At 32.4% G+C, this 20,256-nt stretch carries 23 protein-coding genes and 1 other RNA gene; 21 read left to right on the top strand and 3 right to left on the bottom strand.

All coding sequences use genetic code 11. The features are described from left to right. Positions 1-5: 5 nt before the first annotated feature. From der to ACESR5_RS09985, 5 genes are all read left to right on the top strand, one after another. Positions 6-1,313: a ribosome biogenesis GTPase Der gene (der, locus tag ACESR5_RS09965; protein ID WP_087244180.1), complete on the top strand. Its 1,308-nt coding sequence runs from the start codon at positions 6-8 to the stop codon at positions 1,311-1,313. A 141-nt stretch (positions 1,314-1,454) separates the two neighbouring features. After that, positions 1,455-1,700, top strand: a complete 246-nt coding sequence (locus ACESR5_RS09970) for a stage VI sporulation protein F (RefSeq protein ID WP_289527690.1) — start codon at positions 1,455-1,457, stop codon at positions 1,698-1,700. A 206-nt stretch (positions 1,701-1,906) separates the two neighbouring features. Further along, entirely contained in the window at positions 1,907-3,382 is a 1,476-nt protein-coding gene (gene abc-f / locus ACESR5_RS09975) for a ribosomal protection-like ABC-F family protein (protein WP_373155413.1), read from the top strand. A gap of 46 nt (positions 3,383-3,428) precedes the next feature. Next, positions 3,429-3,935 carry a hypothetical protein gene (locus tag ACESR5_RS09980; protein WP_087297582.1) on the top strand — a complete coding sequence of 169 codons (507 nt, stop codon included), beginning with the start codon at positions 3,429-3,431 and terminating at the stop codon, positions 3,933-3,935. Next, positions 3,928-4,512, top strand: a complete 585-nt coding sequence (locus ACESR5_RS09985; RefSeq protein WP_168082424.1) for a hypothetical protein — start codon at positions 3,928-3,930, stop codon at positions 4,510-4,512. Before ACESR5_RS09980 ends, ACESR5_RS09985 begins: the two co-directional genes overlap by 8 nt. Positions 4,513-4,528: 16 nt before the next feature. On the opposite strand, the gene ACESR5_RS09990 is transcribed toward ACESR5_RS09985, so the two are convergent. Continuing rightward, the gene (locus tag ACESR5_RS09990) at positions 4,529-5,002 is read right to left on the bottom strand and encodes a VOC family protein (RefSeq protein WP_373155418.1); all 474 of its coding nucleotides are present in this window, start codon (positions 5,000-5,002) and stop codon (positions 4,529-4,531) included. A gap of 123 nt (positions 5,003-5,125) precedes the next feature. On the opposite strand from ACESR5_RS09990, the gene spoIVA reads away from it, so the two are divergent. The 6 genes from spoIVA to nth all read left to right on the top strand — a co-directional run bounded on the left by spoIVA (position 5,126) and on the right by nth (position 9,537). Then, positions 5,126-6,604: a stage IV sporulation protein A gene (gene spoIVA / locus ACESR5_RS09995; RefSeq protein ID WP_373155421.1), complete on the top strand. Its 1,479-nt coding sequence runs from the start codon at positions 5,126-5,128 to the stop codon at positions 6,602-6,604. Positions 6,605-6,675: 71 nt separating this feature from the next. Then, positions 6,676-6,948 (top strand): HU family DNA-binding protein, encoded by a 273-nt coding sequence (locus ACESR5_RS10000; protein ID WP_087244188.1) that lies wholly within the window; start codon positions 6,676-6,678, stop codon positions 6,946-6,948. Positions 6,949-7,014: 66 nt separating this feature from the next. Further along, complete coding sequence (locus ACESR5_RS10005; protein ID WP_087304870.1) at positions 7,015-7,731, top strand: zinc metallopeptidase; 717 nt, start codon at positions 7,015-7,017, stop codon at positions 7,729-7,731. 79 nt (positions 7,732-7,810) lie between these two features. Next, positions 7,811-8,287, top strand: coding sequence for a hypothetical protein (locus ACESR5_RS10010; RefSeq protein ID WP_087244190.1), 477 nt, complete (start codon positions 7,811-7,813; stop codon positions 8,285-8,287). Between the two features lies 1 nt (position 8,288). Continuing rightward, on the top strand, positions 8,289-8,888 hold the full coding sequence (locus ACESR5_RS10015) for a DnaD domain protein (RefSeq protein WP_087244191.1): 600 nt from the start codon (positions 8,289-8,291) through the stop codon (positions 8,886-8,888). Then, a complete protein-coding gene (gene nth / locus ACESR5_RS10020; protein WP_129737916.1) occupies positions 8,881-9,537 on the top strand; it encodes an endonuclease III in 657 nt (218 codons plus the stop codon). The genes ACESR5_RS10015 and nth overlap by 8 nt, the downstream gene beginning before the upstream one ends. A 31-nt stretch (positions 9,538-9,568) precedes the next feature. On the opposite strand, the gene ACESR5_RS10025 is transcribed toward nth, so the two are convergent. After that, entirely contained in the window at positions 9,569-12,373 is a 2,805-nt protein-coding gene (locus tag ACESR5_RS10025; protein ID WP_241147473.1) for a transglycosylase domain-containing protein, read from the bottom strand. Next, positions 12,373-12,966 carry a Holliday junction resolvase RecU gene (gene recU / locus ACESR5_RS10030; protein WP_373155426.1) on the bottom strand — a complete coding sequence of 198 codons (594 nt, stop codon included), beginning with the start codon at positions 12,964-12,966 and terminating at the stop codon, positions 12,373-12,375. The genes ACESR5_RS10025 and recU overlap by 1 nt, the downstream gene beginning before the upstream one ends. A gap of 148 nt (positions 12,967-13,114) precedes the next feature. On the opposite strand from recU, the gene ACESR5_RS10035 reads away from it, so the two are divergent. From ACESR5_RS10035 to ACESR5_RS10080, 10 genes are all read left to right on the top strand, one after another. Beyond that, positions 13,115-13,447 (top strand): DivIVA domain-containing protein, encoded by a 333-nt coding sequence (locus tag ACESR5_RS10035; protein ID WP_087936336.1) that lies wholly within the window; start codon positions 13,115-13,117, stop codon positions 13,445-13,447. A 40-nt stretch (positions 13,448-13,487) separates the two neighbouring features. Beyond that, positions 13,488-13,809: RNase P RNA component class B (gene rnpB / locus ACESR5_RS10040), an RNA gene on the top strand. 217 nt (positions 13,810-14,026) lie between these two features. Beyond that, positions 14,027-14,968 carry a RodZ family helix-turn-helix domain-containing protein gene (locus ACESR5_RS10045; protein WP_087304867.1) on the top strand — a complete coding sequence of 314 codons (942 nt, stop codon included), beginning with the start codon at positions 14,027-14,029 and terminating at the stop codon, positions 14,966-14,968. Position 14,969: 1 nt separating this feature from the next. Beyond that, positions 14,970-15,563, top strand: coding sequence for a CDP-diacylglycerol--glycerol-3-phosphate 3-phosphatidyltransferase (gene pgsA, locus ACESR5_RS10050; RefSeq protein WP_129737924.1), 594 nt, complete (start codon positions 14,970-14,972; stop codon positions 15,561-15,563). Position 15,564: 1 nt separating this feature from the next. Beyond that, positions 15,565-16,020 (top strand): CinA family protein, encoded by a 456-nt coding sequence (locus ACESR5_RS10055; RefSeq protein ID WP_087244197.1) that lies wholly within the window; start codon positions 15,565-15,567, stop codon positions 16,018-16,020. A 44-nt stretch (positions 16,021-16,064) separates the two neighbouring features. Further along, the gene (gene recA, locus ACESR5_RS10060) at positions 16,065-17,096 is read left to right on the top strand and encodes a recombinase RecA (protein ID WP_087244198.1); all 1,032 of its coding nucleotides are present in this window, start codon (positions 16,065-16,067) and stop codon (positions 17,094-17,096) included. 145 nt (positions 17,097-17,241) lie between these two features. After that, positions 17,242-18,801, top strand: a complete 1,560-nt coding sequence (gene rny / locus ACESR5_RS10065) for a ribonuclease Y (protein WP_087244199.1) — start codon at positions 17,242-17,244, stop codon at positions 18,799-18,801. Between the two features lie 42 nt (positions 18,802-18,843). Continuing rightward, complete coding sequence (locus ACESR5_RS10070; protein ID WP_087244200.1) at positions 18,844-19,626, top strand: TIGR00282 family metallophosphoesterase; 783 nt, start codon at positions 18,844-18,846, stop codon at positions 19,624-19,626. A gap of 47 nt (positions 19,627-19,673) precedes the next feature. Next, positions 19,674-19,934, top strand: coding sequence for a stage V sporulation protein S (locus ACESR5_RS10075; RefSeq protein WP_087297571.1), 261 nt, complete (start codon positions 19,674-19,676; stop codon positions 19,932-19,934). A gap of 62 nt (positions 19,935-19,996) precedes the next feature. Beyond that, positions 19,997-20,242, top strand: a complete 246-nt coding sequence (locus ACESR5_RS10080; RefSeq protein WP_087244202.1) for a hypothetical protein — start codon at positions 19,997-19,999, stop codon at positions 20,240-20,242. The last annotated feature ends 14 nt before the right edge of the window (positions 20,243-20,256 follow it).

Raw genomic sequence — 20,256 nt, forward strand, 5'->3', positions numbered from 1 at the left:
TAATCATGAGAAAAGGAATTGTAGCAATTGTAGGACGAGCGAATGTTGGGAAATCAACAATTTTTAATCGTATTGTTGGTCAACGCATTTCCATTGTTGAAGATACTCCAGGTGTTACACGTGATCGTATCTATGCGGATGCATCATGGCTGACACGTGATTTTAAAATCATTGATACAGGTGGAATTGAATTAGAAAATGCTTCTTTTACTGAACAAATCAAAATGCAGGCTGAAATTGCTATAGAAGAAGCAGATATTATTTTATTTGTTGTCAATGGTCGTGAGGGCGTTACAAAAGAAGATCTTTTCGTTGCTCGTTTACTACAAAAATCAAGAAAACCAATTGTATTAGCTGTTAATAAGATAGATGATCAGAAATTTAAAGATAATATTTATGATTTTTATAGTTTAGGTATTGGTGATCCAATTGCAGTATCAGGAAGTCATGGTATTGGTATTGGAGATGTTTTAGATGAAATTATTCATCAATTGCCTGCTGTGGATGAAAAAAAAGAAGATGATGTTATTCGTTTTTCAGTGATTGGAAGACCAAATGTTGGAAAATCTTCTTTAACGAATGCCATTTTAGGTGAAGAACGTGTCATTGTATCAGATATTGAAGGAACAACACGTGATGCTATTGATACACCTTTTGAAAAAGATGGACAGAAGTATTGTGTTGTTGATACAGCAGGAATGCGTAAAAAAGGAAAAATTTATGAAAATGTTGAAAAGTATTCTGTTTTACGTGCTTTATCAGCTGTAGAAAAAAGTGATGTTGTCTTAATGGTTATTGATGGGAATCAAGGAATTATCGAACAGGATAAACATGTAGCTGGATATGCCCATGAAGCTGGAAAAGCTGTTATTCTGGTAGTTAATAAATGGGATCTGATTGAAAAAGATTCTAAGACAATGAAAAAAATGGAAAGTCAGATTCGTGAACAATTCAAATATTTGGATTATGCACCTATTATTTTTGTATCGGCTAAAGATAAAAAACGTGTTCATTTGTTGTTGCCGATGATTCAGGAGGTTTATGCCAATAGTCAAAAACGTGTTGCGACAAGTGTTTTAAATGATGTTTTGATTGATGCACAAACAATGAATCCAACAACAACATTTAATGGTGGACGTTTAAAAATTTATTATGCCAATCAGGTCAGTGTCTGTCCACCAACATTTGTTTTGTTTACAAATGATCCACAATACTTACATTTTAGCTATAAGCGATATTTAGAAAATCGTTTACGTGATGCTTTTGGTTTTGAAGGAACACCTATTCATATTCTTTGTAGAAAAAGAGATTAAAAAATACACTTTTAAATATCGCAAGCTCATCGAAAATTTGAATCATATAAAAATATGAATGACTGTGGAATGAAAGCTTTGTCAATGGAAAAGCTGAACAATCATTTATATATGTGCATATATTAATCTTGGGTGATTCAAATGGATAAACAAGATAAATTATTGGATAAGGTATCGCAGAAAACGAATGTGTCTAAAGCTGATATTTTATCATTAGCAAATGATTTACAGACCAAAGACTTAAAAGATGAGAAAAATATCAGAGAATTTGTCAATAAGATTTCACGTTTGACAAATAGACAGGTGAAACCTGAACAAATGGATAAGATCATTCATATTATTCAAAACAATCAGGTCCCTTCCGATATAGATAAGCTTGTAAAATGATATTTTGGCTTGAAAAGGAATATAAGACAAGCTATAATGGAAATGATGAAGGGGAAGTGGAAGGATGTATAAATTTTCTTGCAGAAAACTAAAGATTTGCATCTAGAAGATGCACGCAAGAAAATAGCTCTCTTTTTATCATAAGTATAATTATAACGACAAGGACTATTTTCTTGTCGTTTTATTTTATAAAGGAGGGATGTTTGATGTCGTTAATTCAGGTACAACACTTAACATTTGGTTATGAAGGAAGTTATGAACTTGTTTTTGATGATGTTTCATTTTCATTAGATACTTCTTTTAAAACAGCATTGATTGGTCGCAATGCACGTGGAAAAACAACACTTTTAAAGCTTTTGATGAAAGAATATGATTATCAAGGTCAAATCATCATGAGCGAAGCATGCAGTTATTTTTCTTATACTATCAAAGATCCACAATTATTAACGATAGATATCTGTTATGAGATATGTCCAACACTAGAACAATGGGAACTTGAAAAAGAATTACATTTATTAGATATAGATGGCTCAGATGTCTTTTATCGACCATTTGATACGCTATCTTATGGTGAACAGACGAAAGTATTATTGGCTATTTTGTTTTTAAGAAAGAATTCATTTTTACTAATTGATGAACCAACCAATCATTTGGATCAGAATTCTCGTGAACGCATTGCTGAGTATCTGCAAAGACAAAAAGGCTTTTTATTGGTTAGTCATGATCGTCATTTTATAGATAGCTGTTGTGATCATGTTATGGCGATTAATCCAACAACGATTGACATTGTGAATGGAAATTTTTCTAGCTGGTATAATGATAAGACCAAAAAAGATGAAAGAGAAATGATGCTGAATAAAAAATTAAAGAAAGATATTGTAAAGATGGAAAAATCTAAACAACAAAAAGAAAATTGGGGTCATCAGATTGAAAAATCAAAAAGAGGTGCTGCTGATAAAGGCTATGTAGGCCATATGGCAGCAAAAATGATGAAGCGTTCTAAAAATATTGAAAAACGTCAAATTCAGGCTATTGAAGAAAAAAAGAAGCTTTTAAAGGATATAGAGGAATATGATGATTTAAAAATAAATTGTTTAAAGTATTTTCAAAAACAACTGATTCAGTTTTCACATTTTTCATTGTTTTATCAACAAAAGACTGTTTTTCAGGATTTATCATTAACAATCTGTCAAGGTGATCGTGTGTTATTAAAGGGACCAAATGGTTGTGGAAAATCAAGTCTGATTCATTTTTTATTAGGAGAGAAGATTGATCATGAAGGTGATTTTCATTGTGGCAGTCAACTGAAAATTTCCTATGTTCCTCAGGATTGTACATTTTTAAAAGGGAATTTGAATGATTGGATTCAAAAGTATGGAGCAGATCAGACAATGGTAAAGACTTTACTTAGAAAATTAGGATTTTCACGTTCTCATTTTGATATCGCATTAGAAAATTTGAGCCAGGGTCAAAAGAAAAAAATCATGTTAGCTATTTCACTGGCAACCTCGGCCCATTTATATATATGGGATGAACCTTTAAATTATATTGATATTTTCTCACGTATCCAACTTGAAAATGCAATTTTAACTTATCAGCCTACTTTGTTGTTTGTTGAACATGATCAATATTTTCAACAGACCATTGCTACGAAAATAATGGATTTTCAAGAACTGGTTTGACAAATAATGTGTATCCATATACAATAAAAGACAAAGGAGAACACAGATGAAAAATTTAGTTGTTACAGATAGAGATATTTCAACTGACTTTTTTCAAAATTCAGTTATTGTGAATTTAAATAATATTCATTATTCAACATGTACAGGAGGATTATCTTGTTTAAAATGTGAGGGTTCCTGCTATTTTAAAGATGATATGAGTATTATTTCTAAATGGACAAATGATTGTCAGTTGATTATATATATTACAAGGGTGAAATATGGATGCTTTGATATTCCTTTTAAAAAGATGCTGGAAAGACTGGTCGTTAATCATGAACCTTATTATACAATGGTGGATGGGGAAACCTGTCATTTGGGTTTAAGTCAGTTGCGTAAAAAATTATTGGTGATTGGATATGGTCAAGCAACAGATGCAGAAAAGAAGCTGTTTAAAGACATTTTAGATGATTCAACACTTGGTTTTTCTTATTCATCTGTTGATGCTTATTTTTGTGAAGAAGATGAGCTAGATGAAGTTTTGCGTACGTTTGGAGGTGTTGATCTTGGCTAAAATATTATTATTGAATTCGGGATTGAAACATACTCAAACATTTATGAAACCTTTTTTATCAAGATTAGAAGTTTATCTTGATGATCGTTGTGATTGTTTAGATGTTCGTTATGTATCGACTTTTGATGAACGTACTTTTTTTCAATATGATCAGGTTATTTTTCTTTTCTTCATTGCGCTTGATTCTATACCATCTTCAACATTAGAAATTTTTGAACGCCTAGAGTCACAGCCAAAAGGACCGACTGAAATTTATGCATTGATTGCTTGTGATGAATACGAACCTGAAAAATGTGATATTTCAGAGAAAATTTTACAAAATTGGTGTCAAAGAGAGCAATTACATTATAAAGGTAGCTTAAAAATTGGATCAGCACTTTTTATTATGAAGACGATTTCGCGTTTTGTTGTGTCTAATGAAATGAAGCGCCTTTCTGATGCTATTATTCATCATCAGGATTTTTATAGCAAGACAACAATGTTAACAGATCGTATTTTTATGAAAAAAGCGAATCAATATTGGAATAAAGAAGTCAAGAAAATGAATAAGTTAAAACGAAAAAGACAAAAGCGTTAATGTGCTTTTGTCTTTTTTATGAATGAGATTCTAAAATTTGCTTAATATAGTCTAAGGGTAAACGTAAGCGATGAGCAAGTTCTTCATAAGAAAAACCTTGACTCACTAATCTTTTGATAATTTTACGCATACTCTCTCCCACCTCGATAATATGACCATCCGGATCATAGAAACGGACAACTCTTTGTCCCCATGTGCCTTCTTTTGGGGGATGTAGTAAAGTCACATGATATTGGTCTAAAACTAACATAAAAGCATCAATATCTTCTGTTTCAAAGGATAATTCCACTGCATGATTAACCATTGTAATATCTTGATCAGTTTTGTGAATGAGATCTTTCCAGATTTCTTTTGATTGAAGCACGATACCAGATGACAATGTGACTGAACCATGAAAATCTAATAAAACTTTTAATCCTAGAACTTGTTTGTAGAATTTTTTAGATTGTTCTAGGTTATTGACAATTAAAACAGTATTTTTGAGTTTCATAATATCCTTCCTTTTCACTATGTTTCATTCTACCATAAAAACATGAACTTTTTTTATCTTTTTGTAATTTGTTCTAAATAAAAAATGAAATTCATATATTGATGTGTGAGAAGGAGGAAGTCTATGCAGACAATAGATATATTAAAAGATATTGGAAAAAGATGTGATGGTGACATCTATTTAGGGGTTGTTGGACCAGTCAGGGTGGGGAAATCATCATTTATTAAGCGTTTTATGGAAAAAGCTGTGATACCATATATTGATAATCCAGACGCTAAAATACGTGCTACTGATGAATTGCCTCAATCTGGTGAAGGAAAAATGATTATGACAGTTGAACCTAAATTCGTTCCTAATCAGGCTGCTCACATTCAAATAGAAGATAATTTAGGAGTCAATATTCGTCTTGTTGATTGTGTGGGTTATGTCATAGATGGAGCGAAAGGTTATCAGGATGAGCAAGGTATTCGTTATGTCAAAACACCATGGTATTTAGAAGCTATTCCTTTTGATGAAGCTGCGAAAATAGGGACCCAAAAAGTGATACAGGATCATTCAACGATTGGGATTGTCATGACTTGTGATGGCTCTATTTGTGAAATACCTGGAGCAGATTATGTACAGGCAACAGATGATGTGATTCGTGAACTTAAAGAAATTGGGAAACCATTTGTGATTGTTGTCAATTCAAAAGATCCTCAAAGTCTACAGTGTAATCAGCTTGTTGAAGATTTGAAAGAGAAACATGATGTTCCTGTTATAGCTTTAAGGGTAACTGAAATGAATGAGGAAGATATAACGCATTTATTAAAAGAAGCATTATATGAATTTCCAATTCATGAAGTTAAAATTGAAGTTCCTCGCTGGATAGCTTTAATGGATTCATCTCATTGGTTAAAACAGACATTGGATGAGTCATTAGAAAAATCATTATTAGAGATTCATCGTTTTAGAGATGTAGAAAAAATAGCAACGCATATGAGTGAATTTGATTTTATTCGCAAAGCTTATCTTTCATCTATTGATACATCTTCTTCATCAGCAACTTTACGTATTCAAGAAAGAAATGGTCTATATCAGGAAATATTAAATGAAATTTTGGGACAGGAAAAATTCGATGCTGCATTATTTTTAAAACAGGTACAGGATTTGAAACAGATGAGTCAGGAGTATCAGGCTTATCAAAATGCCATTAGAATGGTTAAACAGACAGGATATGGATATGCTTTACCTTTAATGGATGATATAGAATTAAGTGAACCTGAAGTGATTAAACAGGGACCACGTTATGGAATGAAACTTGTTTCAACAGCATCAACTATTCATATGATTAAGGTTGATATAGAGTCTACATTTGAACCTATTATTGGATCGAAAGAACAGGCAGAAGCATTTATTCAATATTTACAAAGTCATGGTGAAAATAATAAAGAAGCTATCTTTGATTGTGACGTTTTTGGACGTAAATTGGGCGATTTGATTAATGAAGGTATGCGTATGAAATTAGCCTCTATGAATGAAACCGCTTGTATTAGAGTGCATGATATTTTAAGTAAAATTGTGAATAAAGGGAAGTCAAATGTGATTGCAATAGTTTTATAAATTTGTTATTGCGCTTAGGTTTTTGAAATGTTATACTACTACTTAGATTTAAGTAGGAGGCAGTATAAAAAATGAATAAAAAAGAGCTTATTGATATCGTTTCACTAAAAAAAGATTTAACAAAAAAAGATGCTGAAGCGTTAGTAGATACAGTTTTTGATACAATGATTGAAAGTATTTTGAATGGGGATAAAGTGCTTATTTCTGGATTTGGAACTTTTAAAGTGAATAATCGAAAAGAACGTAAAGGTGTAAGTCCTAAAACAAAAGAAGCAATGATTATCCCAGCTAGTAAAACTGTTTCATTTAAGCCAAGCAATAGATTAAAAGATGCAATGAATTAATTGCATCTTTTTTGACATACTGAGTTAACATAATGGGTATATTATAATTATTGAGGTGATGAAAAAATGTTTTTTCCGTTTTATGGAGTTTACTATAATAGCTATTATATGATTGGAACAATCTTTGTTATTTTGGCTGCTATATTGGCCTTATGGGCACAAATGAAAGTCACATCTACATATAGTCGTTATAAAAAGATAGCTAATATGCGTGGTATAAGTGGAGCACAGGTGGCAAGAGAAATATTGGATAGTGAGGGATTATATGATATTCAGATTTATGAAGTGAAAGGTCAATTAAGTGATCATTATAATCCTGGTCGCAAGACAATTAATCTTTCCAGTGATATTTATCATGGAACTTCTATAGCTTCTTTAGCTGTAGCAGCACATGAATGTGGACATGCCATTCAGTATAAAGAAAAATATATTCCTATTTCATTAAGAAATGCTATTTTACCAATTGCGAATGTTGGACAGTATTTAGGATGGATTGCCATCTTTATTGGGTTGATTCTTGGTCAAACAGACATTGCCTGGATTGGTTTTATTGCAATGTGTGGAATCTTGGCTTTCCAGCTGGTGACTCTCCCAGTAGAGTTCAATGCATCTTCTCGAGCACTTTCTATTTTAAAAACACGTTATTTAACGACTTTGGAATATGATGGTGCTAAGAAAATGCTATCAGCTGCAGCCATGACTTATGTTGCGGCTTTGATTTCAACATTAATGAGTATGTTAAGAATATTTTTGATTATTTTAGGTAATTCAAGAGATGAGTAAAGACCAGTGATGGTCTTTTCATTTTTGTTTTGCATTTTAGACTTTTTGTTATATAATAGAAACACTGGAGGTGGACAGATTGAAAAAACATACATTTATTATTTCAGTTGTTGTGTTAGTTATTATTTTAGCAGTTGTTTCTTTTTATATGTTATTTGTTCATGTTCCATATTATCAATATCATCATCAACTTGATGAAATTAGAAATGAAATTTGTGAAACAAATCAATATGAATATGATGATTATTTTAGTGAATATCGTGGTAAAGAAACTTATTATATTGTCAAAGTGAAAATAAATGGTGTTGAATCTTATGTGGCATATAATAAGGATTTAAAACTGGTAGATACTTATCAAGGTGAAGTGGCTGATGAAGCAGTTGTCCAAAAAGCTATTCAAGATAAATATCAGGTCAATATAGAAAGTATGGAAATTGGTTATGAAAATGAACGATTTGTATATTATGGACGTTACCAGGATGAGCAATCTTTGTTATATGTATATTATGATTTGGCAACTGGAGAATTTATAAAAGCAGTAAGGCTAGGAGAATAATATGGATGAATTATTAGATTATCGTTGTGTTGATTTTCAGAAGTTATTGATTTTAAAGTCTAAACAACTGCATATTTCTGATCAGGAGTGTTATGTACTATTGTTGATTATGACTTTAGATGATATAGGAGTTAAACCTATTACACCATCACAAATTTCACGTATTTGTTCTTTATCACTTCGAAAGATTGATGATATTTTGATGTCATTGGTTGATAAACATTGGATTTCAAGACAACATGGTTCATTAAATCTCAAGCCTTTACAAAAAATGTTGTTAAATCAACCGACTCAAACAGAAAGCCAGGATATTGATTTGGTTAGCATTTTTGAAGATGCCTTTGGACGTAGTTTAAGTCAAAGAGAAGTACAGTTAATTAATTCTTTAAAGTGTCAGGGCTTTGATGATGAAATGATTGTTGATGCTTTAAATGAGTCAGTGAAATCAGGTGTTATTACTTTTCGTTATATCGAAAAAGTATTGGATAATTGGGCACGTTATGGCGTTACAAAGCGCTATGCTCCTGCAAAGCCACAACCAAGTCATAATGAGGTTGAACAAAGTATAAAGGATTATAAATGGTGGGAAGAAAATGAATAAGGAAAGAGTCAAACGTATTTTAGATGTTTTTGATGAGATGTATCCAGATGCTAAATGTGAATTGGTTCATCATAATGAATTAGAATTGTTAATTGCAGTCATGTTATCTGCTCAAACAACAGATGCGAGTGTGAATAAATTAACAGAACAGTTATTTCAAAAATATCAAAGTGTTGAAGATTATGCGAAAGCCCCTTTATCGCAATTAGAAAATGATTTACGTACTATTGGTCTTTATCGAAATAAAGCGAAAAATGTCAAAGCAATGGCGCAAAAACTCATTGATGATTTTGATGGTCAGGTTCCTTGTGATCATGAAGCCTTACAGACATTGCCAGGGGTAGGGCGTAAAACAGCGAATGTCGTTATATCAGAAGGATTTAAAGTGCCTGCTATTGCAGTGGATACACATGTAGAACGTATTTCAAAAAGGCTTGGTTTTGCTTTTAAGAAAGATTCAGTTTTGGTGGTTGAACAAAAGCTACAAAAAGCTATACCTCAAGAAAGATGGATTAAAACGCATCATCAAATGATTTTCTTTGGTAGATATCATTGTAAATCTATAAATCCTGATTGTCAGCATTGTTCACTCATTGATATATGTAAAGAGCCTAAAAGAAAAAAATATTTAAATATAGAAAAAGACTGAAAACTCATTGTTGAGAAGTCAGTCTTATTTTTTATTGCGTTGGAGTTTGTGTCGGTGTTGTAGGCTGAGTTGGGTCAGGTTGTTGTGTTTGACTTGTGGTCATGAATGAATCAGTACCAAGAGTCACAGTTTGACCATCAGCTTGTGTATGTGTAAATGTGACAGAATAAGTTGTTCCAGCGGATAATTGACTAAATGTGATTGTACCACTTTGTTGAAGTGTTTGATTTGTTCCATTTAATGAAGCTGTAATGGAAGTTCCAGAAGGGACAGTGACCTGATATGTAACTGAACTTTCTGTTAATGCAGTACGTGTATAGCTTGCAGGCGTTGTGTCTTCTACTGTGATTGTTTGTGAAATCTTATTAGAAGTTCCATTGCCACTTTCAAAAGCATAGTATCCTGTTACAGTATATGTACCAGGTGATAATGTGTAATTTATTGTTCCAGTGGCACTATTTAAAGTTTCACTATGAACAACATTACCAGAGGCATCTGCAATATCAACTTTATAAACAACTTTTCCATATAATTGATTAATATTACCTAGATATGGAAGTGTGTAACTATTTCCACCAGCTGTATATGTTTTTGTAGGTGTTGCATCTTCTGTCATGCTCTTTGGATCATATTCAGTGAATGTGACATTGAGCTTATCATCAGCAAGTTCAGCTGTAAAAGATGACAGATTATTTAAACTAGAACCATTTGCACTACCACTAGGTGTATTGTTCTTTTTGAATAAACCAGAAACAACACGATTATCAGGCACACCTTCACCTGGAGTCACATATGGATAAATACCTGATACACAGCTTGCTTTTACTAATCCAGATGGTTGAGAAGGATATGAATTTTTCATACCATCTTCATGTAAGAATTTGGCAATCATCGTTGCGATATTATTGGAATCGCGATTGCTTTTTGTATAATAACCTTCTTTTTGATCTTTAGCATTATAACCTGTCCAGACACTCCATGTATAATCTGGAGAAAAAGCTGATAACCAGGCATCTTTATTTTGACCACGAATTTTTTCATTAACACTTGTATCATCAGCATGGTTAGAAGTTCCTGATTTAGCACCAATCTGATATCCTAAATTTAACATACTATACATTCCTGTTCCAGATTTAACATAGTCAGTCATGATATCACGAATCATATAAGCTGATTCTTCAGAAAGGGCTTGTGTTTTTTCTTCTTGATATTTTTGATCAATTTCAATAACTTCGCCAGTTGTTAATAATTCGATTTTTTGAACTGTATGAGGTTCAATATAAGTTCCACCATTCGCAATGACAGCATAGGCACCAGCTTCAGATTCAGGAGTGACACCTTGTCGCCATGCTCCAATTGCATAACCAATGTCAACTGATTCGCCTTCCATATCAAATCCCAAGCTTTCAAGATATTGAGTTGCACCATCAATACCAATACCATCACCAACATCATTACCATTACAATCTTTTCCAGTAATGACTTCACTAAATGTTTGTAAAGCAGCAGCATTCCATGAATTGCTTAAGGCACTTGAAATAGAAATATCACCATTATATTTTCTTCCGTTCCAGTTACTAGGAACAAAACCATTTGCATATTCATAAGGAACATCATGGACATAATGGGCTGTTGAATAATCTAAGAATTCAAATGCAGCAGCATATGAAATTAAAGGTTTTAATGAAGAACCAGGTTGGTTCTTTTGACCATAGCTTGCACCTGTTTGAGATGCATATGCATATGTTGTCCCTAAAGGTGTATAATCACGTCCACTTAAAACACCAACAATGCGTCCTGTTGTGGATTCTTGAATAACAGCACCCACTTGAATTCTTGAATCCTGAAAATCATATGTTTCACCACTTGCGATATCATCTAATTGTTTTTGAACATCAGTATCAATATATGTATAGATACGCATAGGTGTTTCATATGGATCATAACCAGTTGTTTCCTGAACTTCACGAATGACTTTATCAGCATATGCCTGATATTGTCCGCTTGTTGAAATTGGATTTGATTTCAATGTGTTTTCAACTGGAATAGCTTTTGTAGCTTCGCATTCTTCTTTAGATATATAACCATGCTGTAACATTAAACCTAGAATTGTATCACGACGATCTTGAGCTAAGTCCAGGTTTCTAAACGGATCAAAACGGTTTGGAGAGTTTAAAGTACCTGCTAACAAAGCCGCTTCTGGTAATGTTAAGTTTTGTACTGATTTATCAAAATAATATCTTGAAGCTGCATAAATTCCTACTGTTTGAGGACCATATCCAAAATAAATTTTATTTAAATAGAGTTCAAGAACTTCTTCTTTTGAAATTTGAGAAGTTGCTTCGATTGAAAGAATAATTTCACCAATTTTTCTTTCAATGGTTTGTTCCTCATCAGGATAGTATGACTTTTTAATTAACTGTTGAGTAATTGTTGAACCACCAGCTGTAATACCACCTGCAGCAATATTACCTAGTAAGGCTTTGACAATACGAGGAACATCAAACCCGTTATGTTCAAAAAAACGTGAATCTTCAGCAGCTACAACAGCATCAATCATTACTTGAGGAATGTCATTGTAACTGACATTTTTTTGAACACCACCACGAGCAACGGAAAACCACTCTTCACCGTCTGTTGTACATAAAACAGAAGATTCATCAGAAGTGAGTTTTTCCTTTGAAAAGCCTTCTACCTGTTTGAAAATCCCAAATCCCAAATACATACCAGCAGAAGTAATCATAACCGCAACAATTAAACAAACAACTTTAATAATTCGTCTTTTTTGTTTTTTGTTTTCTGTTTTGGTAGATTTTTTTCGGTTTATTTTTTTCATCATTCATCCTCCTTAAAATACCAATCGTCAACAACTTTTAAATAATCTAATCTTGGTTGATAGCCTTGGGGTATCAGATGTCCAAGATTTTTGATTTTTTCATATGTTATTGATTTTCGCTGGGAATGATAATAATCATTAATGATATGACTTGCGTCAATTAAGTATACCTCATTTAATGAGGTAAATGCAATAATAACAAAAGCAATCCCTCCATGATTGATGATTTTTTGTAGATGATCAATCTGATGTTTTGAAATATTTGCAAAAGGAAAGGTCTTGACTTTTGTTTCTTTAGCTTCAAAATCCACATATTTCCCACGATAAAGTCCATTATAGTCTGTGGTTGAAGGTGTTTTATAATAAGCTTCTACAATTTTAGCGGCTTCACGTCTGGGATAGTCAACTTTGACAATTTGAATAGGCGTTGGCTTTTTATAAATAACCGCAATATCATGTGAAAGATAATATTGATTTGATAATGTAATATCTTCTTCCAATGACATTCCACGATGAGCTGTATAATGTTTTTTATCGTGCGTTGGTAATGTTGAAGATTGCCAGCTGCGTTTCATATTAGGGTAATTAACCATAATTATATCCTTTCATTGATTTACCATGTTATTATAACATATATTTTTCCCATCTTGTCTAATTTGTGTGTAAAATCATCTTTTTTTAAAAATATCTTGCATTTATAATTGTTTTTTGTGAAAATATGGAAGAGGAAAGGTGATGGATATGGCAAATAAAATACAGTTAAGTCCAAAAAAAATTTTAAACAAACATTTTCAAATAGATTTTAAGGGTTATAGTGCAACCGAAGTAGATTATTTTTTAGATACAGTTGTTGAAGATTATGAAACATTTGCGCAAATGTTGAATGAATCTTATGAACAGATTGAAAATCTACAAAAAGAAAACGAAGCTTTAAAAATGAAAATGGCAAATATGGAAAGAGAACATTTGATTCAACAGGATAATTTACGTTCTATGGAAGAAAATCTTTCATCTAATGTAGATTTGTTAAAAAGAATCTCTAATTTAGAAAAAGAAGTTTATAAAAATAAATAATGATTGCTTTTTTTTGCGATTTTGAGTAAAATATGCATGCTCATGAGAACCGATTGCTAGAAATAGAGGAAAGTCCGGGCATCCACAATCTGCGATGATTGTAGTGTTTGTACTGCATCTAATAAATGCAGGTAGCATCTTGCTAACGACAGACCTAAGACCTAAACCGTCAGGCATGGTTGATAAGTCATAAAGTGCCACAGAAACAATGTCTTTTGAAAAAAAGAGTGAAAAGCGGTAAACTCTGCAAGGATGAAACCCAAATTTTGGTAGGGGAGCTTCATAGAGGGAATTGAACTGATATGAAGATGTGTTATACACATAGATAAATAATCGGTTGAAAAACAGAACTCGGCTTATCAGAATGAGCAATTTTGTCGATAGAAATGTCGACTTTTTTTCTACCTAAAATAAAAATATTTATTTTTTTTGACAGGAAATTATATAGATATAGGATAAAATTCATAACTTGTTCATAAATTCATAAAATAATAGTGTTGGTATTGTAAAAATAACTATTTTATGGTTTAATATGATTATTATTGAAGGGACATTTTCTGGAAATAAGGAGGTATTTTTTTGGATAATTTAGGTCAAAATATTCGTCAAAAAAGAGAAAAGAAACAAATGACGATAGAAGATTTATCAGCAAAAACAAAAATTTCAGTCGCTGTTTTAAGAGATATAGAAAATGGGAAATTTGATCGCTATAAAGGTGATGAAGCTTATGTAAAGATGTACCTCAAAAAAATCTCACAAGCTTTAGAGATGGATGGAGAACAGTTAACAGAGCAATATATAGAATTAACTCGTGAAATTGAGTTGGAAGAATTAAAGGAAAAAGAAATACAGGAAGATCATAATGAAGAAATTGTGAATAAAGGGAAAAAATTCTCTTTTAAAGCACCTCAATTAACTAGAAAACCTTCTGTATATGAAGATAAATCGCATGTAACGATTATTCGTGCGGCTATTATTTTGGTTTTAGTGTGTCTGGTGATTGTCGTTATTTGGTTTGGATTTTATGCAACACGTACTCAAAGTGATGATCCAGCAAAACCTGATAATCAATTGACAGTAGAAGGAAATGTGGAAACAACACCTCCAGATAATCAGCCGTCAAATTCTGGAAATAATGGTAATCAATCACAAACAACACAAGGAACTGTAGAATTTACTAGAAATGATTTTTTAGATTATAATTTCAAATTGCCTGCAGATGCCCAAACATTTACATTGAAAGTTGAATATAATGCACCTTGTTGGGCACAAATGAGAGTCAATGATGAGATATATGATCAGTTTGTATCAAAAATTTATCATGAAAATGAAGATGGTGAAACTGAAACAGTAGAATTGACATTTAATGTAAGTGATTTTGAAAGTTTAGATTTACGTAATGGTAATAATAGAGGACATCGTTATTATATTAATAATCAGGAAATTCCATTAACTGATGAAGATATCAATACTAATCAAGATAGACCAGTCAATTTCATTTTAACATTAGAGAAGGAATAATATGAATTTACCTAATAAATTAACAACAATTCGTTTATTGAGTGTCCCATTATTTATTATTGTTTATTTGATACCATATCAATCATTAGGTATTGAGATACCTGTTTTTGATGTTTTATCAACATCATTATCTTTATTGGATATTATCTTGTTTTTGGTTTTTGCTTTATCAGCATTGACGGATTATTTAGATGGTTATATTGCACGAAAACAGCATTTGATTACGACTTTTGGAAAGTTTATTGATCCAATTGCTGATAAATTGATTGTCAATACGACTTTGTTATTGTTAGCTTCAACACATGATATTCATATCATTATTCCTATCATTATGATTTCAAGAGATATTATTGTTGATGCTATTCGTTTGGTTGCCAGCCAAAAGAATGTTGTTTTAGCGGCAAGTTATCTAGGAAAAGCAAAAACAATGACACAAATGATTGCTATTTGTTTGCTGTTATTGAATAATATTGTTTTTGCTGGTTTGCATATTCCAATGGATCAGATCATGATTTGGCTTGCAACATTGATTTCTTTTGTGAGTGGAGTAGACTATTTTATGAAAAATAGACAATATATCATGGAGAGTATGTAAAATGGAAGAATTAGCTCAATTATTAATACAAAGAAATATTTCGATAAGCAGTGTAGAGAGTTTTACAGTAGGTGGTTTTGCCAAAACAATTGGTAGTATTAGTGGCATTTCGGCTGTTTATCGAGGAACATTAGTGAGCTATCAGACACGTATTAAAAGAGATGTTTTGCATATTGATGAAAAAATTATTGATCAGTTTGGCGTTGTTTCTAAAGAAGTCGCAGGACTGATGGCCATTCAAGGACAAAAAATGTTTGATAGTGATGTATGCATTTCTTTTACTGGAAATGCAGGTCCATCAGCAATGGAAGGAAAACCAGTTGGTTTGATTTATATTGGTATTGCCTATGGTGAAAATATATATACTTTTTGTTATCGTCTTTCTGGCAGCCGTGATGATATTCAAAAACAGGCTATTTTGATAGGAATTGAAAAAATTTTAGAAATTTTGAAGTAATTTCATAAAAAAGTGTTGTATATAAATAGTAGGAGGAATATTTTATGGCAGAAAAGAAAGTGAAAAAAACAGAATCAGTTGATGATAAAAAAGAAAAAGCATTAACAGATGCCATTCATTTAATTGAAAAGCAGTTTGGTAAAGGGTCAATTATGAAATTAGGCGATCGTGTGGCAGTTGATATTGATGTGATTCCTACCGGTTCGTTAACACTGGATGCTGCACTTGGTATTGGTGGTTATCCCAAAGGACGTATTATTGAAATTTATGGTCCTGAATCAAGTGGGAAAACAACATTAACACTTCATGCGATAGCAGAAGTTCAAAAACAGGGAGGAAGAGCTGCTTTTATTGATGCAGAGCATGCTATTGATCCTATTTATGCGAGAAATTTAGGAGTGAATGTTGATGAACTGATTTTATCACAGCCTGATAGTGGAGAACAGGGGTTAGCTATTGCGGAAACTTTAGTAAAGAGTAATGCGATTGACTTGGTTGTTGTTGACTCAGTAGCGGCTTTGGTTCCACAAGTTGAACTTGATGGTGAAATGGGTGATAATTCAGTTGGTTTACAGGCGCGTATGATGTCTAAGGCTATGCGTCGTTTGTCTGGACTTATGAATAAAACATCATGTACAATTATTTTTATTAATCAGTTAAGAGAAAAAATAGGTGTTATGTATGGTAATCCTGAAACAACAACAGGAGGACGTGCCTTGAAGTTTTATGCTTCTGTGCGTATTGAAATCAGACGTAGTGAAGCTATCAAAAATGGTAGTGAGATTGTTGGAAATAAAGTCAATATTAAAGTTGTTAAAAACAAGGTTTCACCTCCATTTAAAACAACATCTGTGGATATCATTTATGGTAAAGGTATCGCAAGAGATGGTGAAATTATTGATTTGGCAGTTGCTCATGATATTATTGATAAATCAGGCGCATGGTATGCTTATCAAGGTGAAAAAATTGGTCAGGGTAGAGAAAATGTTAAAATTTTCTTAGCTGAACATCCTGATATTATGAATGAAATTGAAGAAAAAGTCAAAGCACAGATTTTTGCTCATGAAGAAGCTTAACCAATATAGTTTTCTATATTGGTTTTTATTGTGGTCAAAAAGCAATCTTTTGATATTTTATTGTCAATTTCACAAAAATACGGTATAATATTTTATGTGTGTAATGCACAACAAGAAATTTGTCATAGGAAATAGGAGGAAGATTATGCAAGAATTTGGTGCCCCTCTTACTATTGTTACCTATGTTCTTTGTGTCGCTTTAGGATTTGGTTTATATTTTATTTTAACAAAATTAGGAGTATCTAAAGCTCATAATGATGCTTCTAGAATTGTGGATGAAGCCAATTCTAAGGCTGATAATATAGTTAAGGAAGCGATTCTTGATGCGAAAACACAGGCTTATGAATATAAGCTTGAGGCTGAAAAAGAAATCAAGGAACAACGCTTAGAAGTTACTAAATTTGAAAATAAACTATTGCAAAGAGAACAAAATATTGATCGTAGAGATATTGCTTTACAAGGTAGAGAAGATGTTTTGGAAGAAAAAGCAGTGCAATTAGAAAAGAAAAGTGAAGAACTAGGGAAATTAGAGGCTCAATTGAAAGATCAGATTGATGCAAAAATTACGGAATTAGAAAAAATTGCAGCAATGAGCGCTAATGAAGCAAAAGAAGAGTTATTTAAACAAGTTGAACAAAAAATGTCAAAAGAAGTGACAGCTTATATCAAAGAGCAGGAAGATGAGGCAAAATCTAAAGCTTCGCTTTATGCAAAAGATATTATTGCAGCAGCTATTAATCGTTATTCACAGGAAGAAACGATTGAACGAACTGTTAATGTTGTTGCTTTACCAAGCGAAGAAATGAAAGGTCGTATTATTGGACGTGAAGGAAGAAATATTAAAGCAATTGAAAATGCAACAGGAGTAGAATTGATTATTGATGATACACCTGAAGCTATTACTATTTCTTGCTTTGATCCAATTCGTAGAGAAATTGCACGTCTTTCATTAGAAACGTTGATTAGAGATGGAAGAATTCAACCTGGTCGTATTGAAGAAGTGGTTCAAAAGACAAAAAATGAACTTCATGAAGTTATTCAAAAAACTGGGGAAGATGCTATTTTTGAATTAGGCTTATCACGTGTTCACAAAGAAATTATCATGTTGATTGGAAAATTGAAATATCGTACAAGTTATGGTCAAAATGCTTTACAGCACTCATTAGAAGTTGCGCATTTTGCTGGAATGATGGCAGCTGAACTTGGTCTCAACCAACAGCTTGCTAGACGTGCGGGATTATTGCATGATATTGGAAAAGCTGTTGACCATGAAATGGAAGGTAGCCATGTTGAGTTAGGTGTGAAGTTTGCAAAGAAATATGGTGAAAATGCAACTGTTATTAATGCCATTGAATCACATCATGGAGATGTGGAACCAACAAGCGTTATTTCTATCTTAGTAGCAGCTGCTGATACTTTATCGGCTGCTAGACCTGGAAGCCGTAGCGAAACAATTGAAAATTATATTCAAAGACTTGAAAAACTAGAAGAAATTTCTAAAGGTTTTGATGGTGTTGATAAAGTATTTGCTATTCAGGCTGGTCGAGAAATTCGTGTTATCGTCAAACCGGATCAAGTTGATGATTTAACAAGCCATCAGCTTGCAAGAGATATTAGAGATAAAATTGAAAACGAACTCACTTATCCTGGACATATCAAAGTGACAGTTATTCGTGAAGTTCGTGCCAATGAAATTGCCAAATAAAAGATAGGATATCCTATCTTTTTTTAGAAAGTAGGAGAGATAATGAACATTCTTTTTATTGGAGATGTTTTTTCAGCAATTGGGAGAGAAATGATTGATCAATATTTACCATTGTTGAAGAAGAAATATCAGATTGATTTTGTCATTGCCAATGTAGAAAATGCAACGCACGGCAAAGGATTAATAAAAAAACATTATGATGAGTTTTTATTTCAAGGTATATCATTTATGACCATGGGTAATCATACATTTGCTAAAAAGGAACTGTTTCAATATATAGACGAAGCAGATCGTTTAATTGTGCCTTATAATCAGCCTAAAGCTTTGCCGGGTGTTGGAAGTCGTGAGATTATGTTTCAAAATCGTAAGATTCGTGTGACGAATCTATTAGGTATTACTTTTATGGATGGAAAGTCACAAAATCCATTTGAAGCTATTGATGAAATTTTGAAAGAAGATCAAAGTGATATACATATTATTGATTTTCATGCTGAAGCTACAAGTGAAAAGGTGGCTTTAGGTTATTATCTTGATGGAAAAGTTGCGGCAGTGCTAGGGACACATACACATGTCACAACAGCTGATGAAAAGATTTTGCCTCATGGAACAGCATTTCAATGTGATGTAGGAATGACAGGTCCTTATCATAGTGCCATTGGATGTGATGTTGAGGGAATTATTAAACGCATGAAAATGGGCATTATGACACCTTTCCAGGTAGCTGAAGGAATGGGTCAATTCAGAGCAACTTTACTATCATTTAATCAAAATAATGAGTGTACGCATATTCAAAGAATTTGTATTGATCCAGATCATCCTTTATAGTATATTTTTCCTCTTTGCTCATATATTAAAAGCAAGGAGGAATTTTTATGGAAATGATGAGAGTATCGTCTTCTTCACAACCAAGCAAGGTTGCTGGAGCATTAACGAGTTTATTAAGAGAACACCAAAAGGTTCAAATTCAAGTGATTGGAGCAGCTGCTTTAAATCAGGCTATGAAGGCTATTGCTATTTCACGTGGCTACATTGCACCAAGTGGATATGAATTGTATTGTATCCCATCATTTTATGATTTGACAATTGATAATCAGGTCATTACATCATTAAGATTAAATGTAGAAATGAGATGAAAAGGCTTTATTTTTTTTAGCAAAGTGTTATAATAGAAATGTGATAATAAGGAGGAAATATTATGGCAAAATGTAAATTATTAATGTCTACTGCTCAAGTTCAAAAATTAATTGATTTCTTTGATGGGTATGAAGATGATAAAGTTAAATGTAAATTTATAAAGAAAACAGGAATTAAAGCTGAAATTGAATGTGAAACAGAATTAAGCCCTGATGAAGCTGCTTCATATTGCAAAGGTTTATTTAAGAAAACACCAGAAGGTGGAATCTTATATTTCTCAATTCAGCCAGATGGATTCTTTGGTTAATGAAAAATAAGGAC

This window comes from Clostridium sp. AUH-JLR23, assembly GCF_964238065.1.
Lineage (GTDB): Bacteria > Bacillota_I > Bacilli_A > Erysipelotrichales > Coprobacillaceae > Allocoprobacillus > Allocoprobacillus merdigallinarum.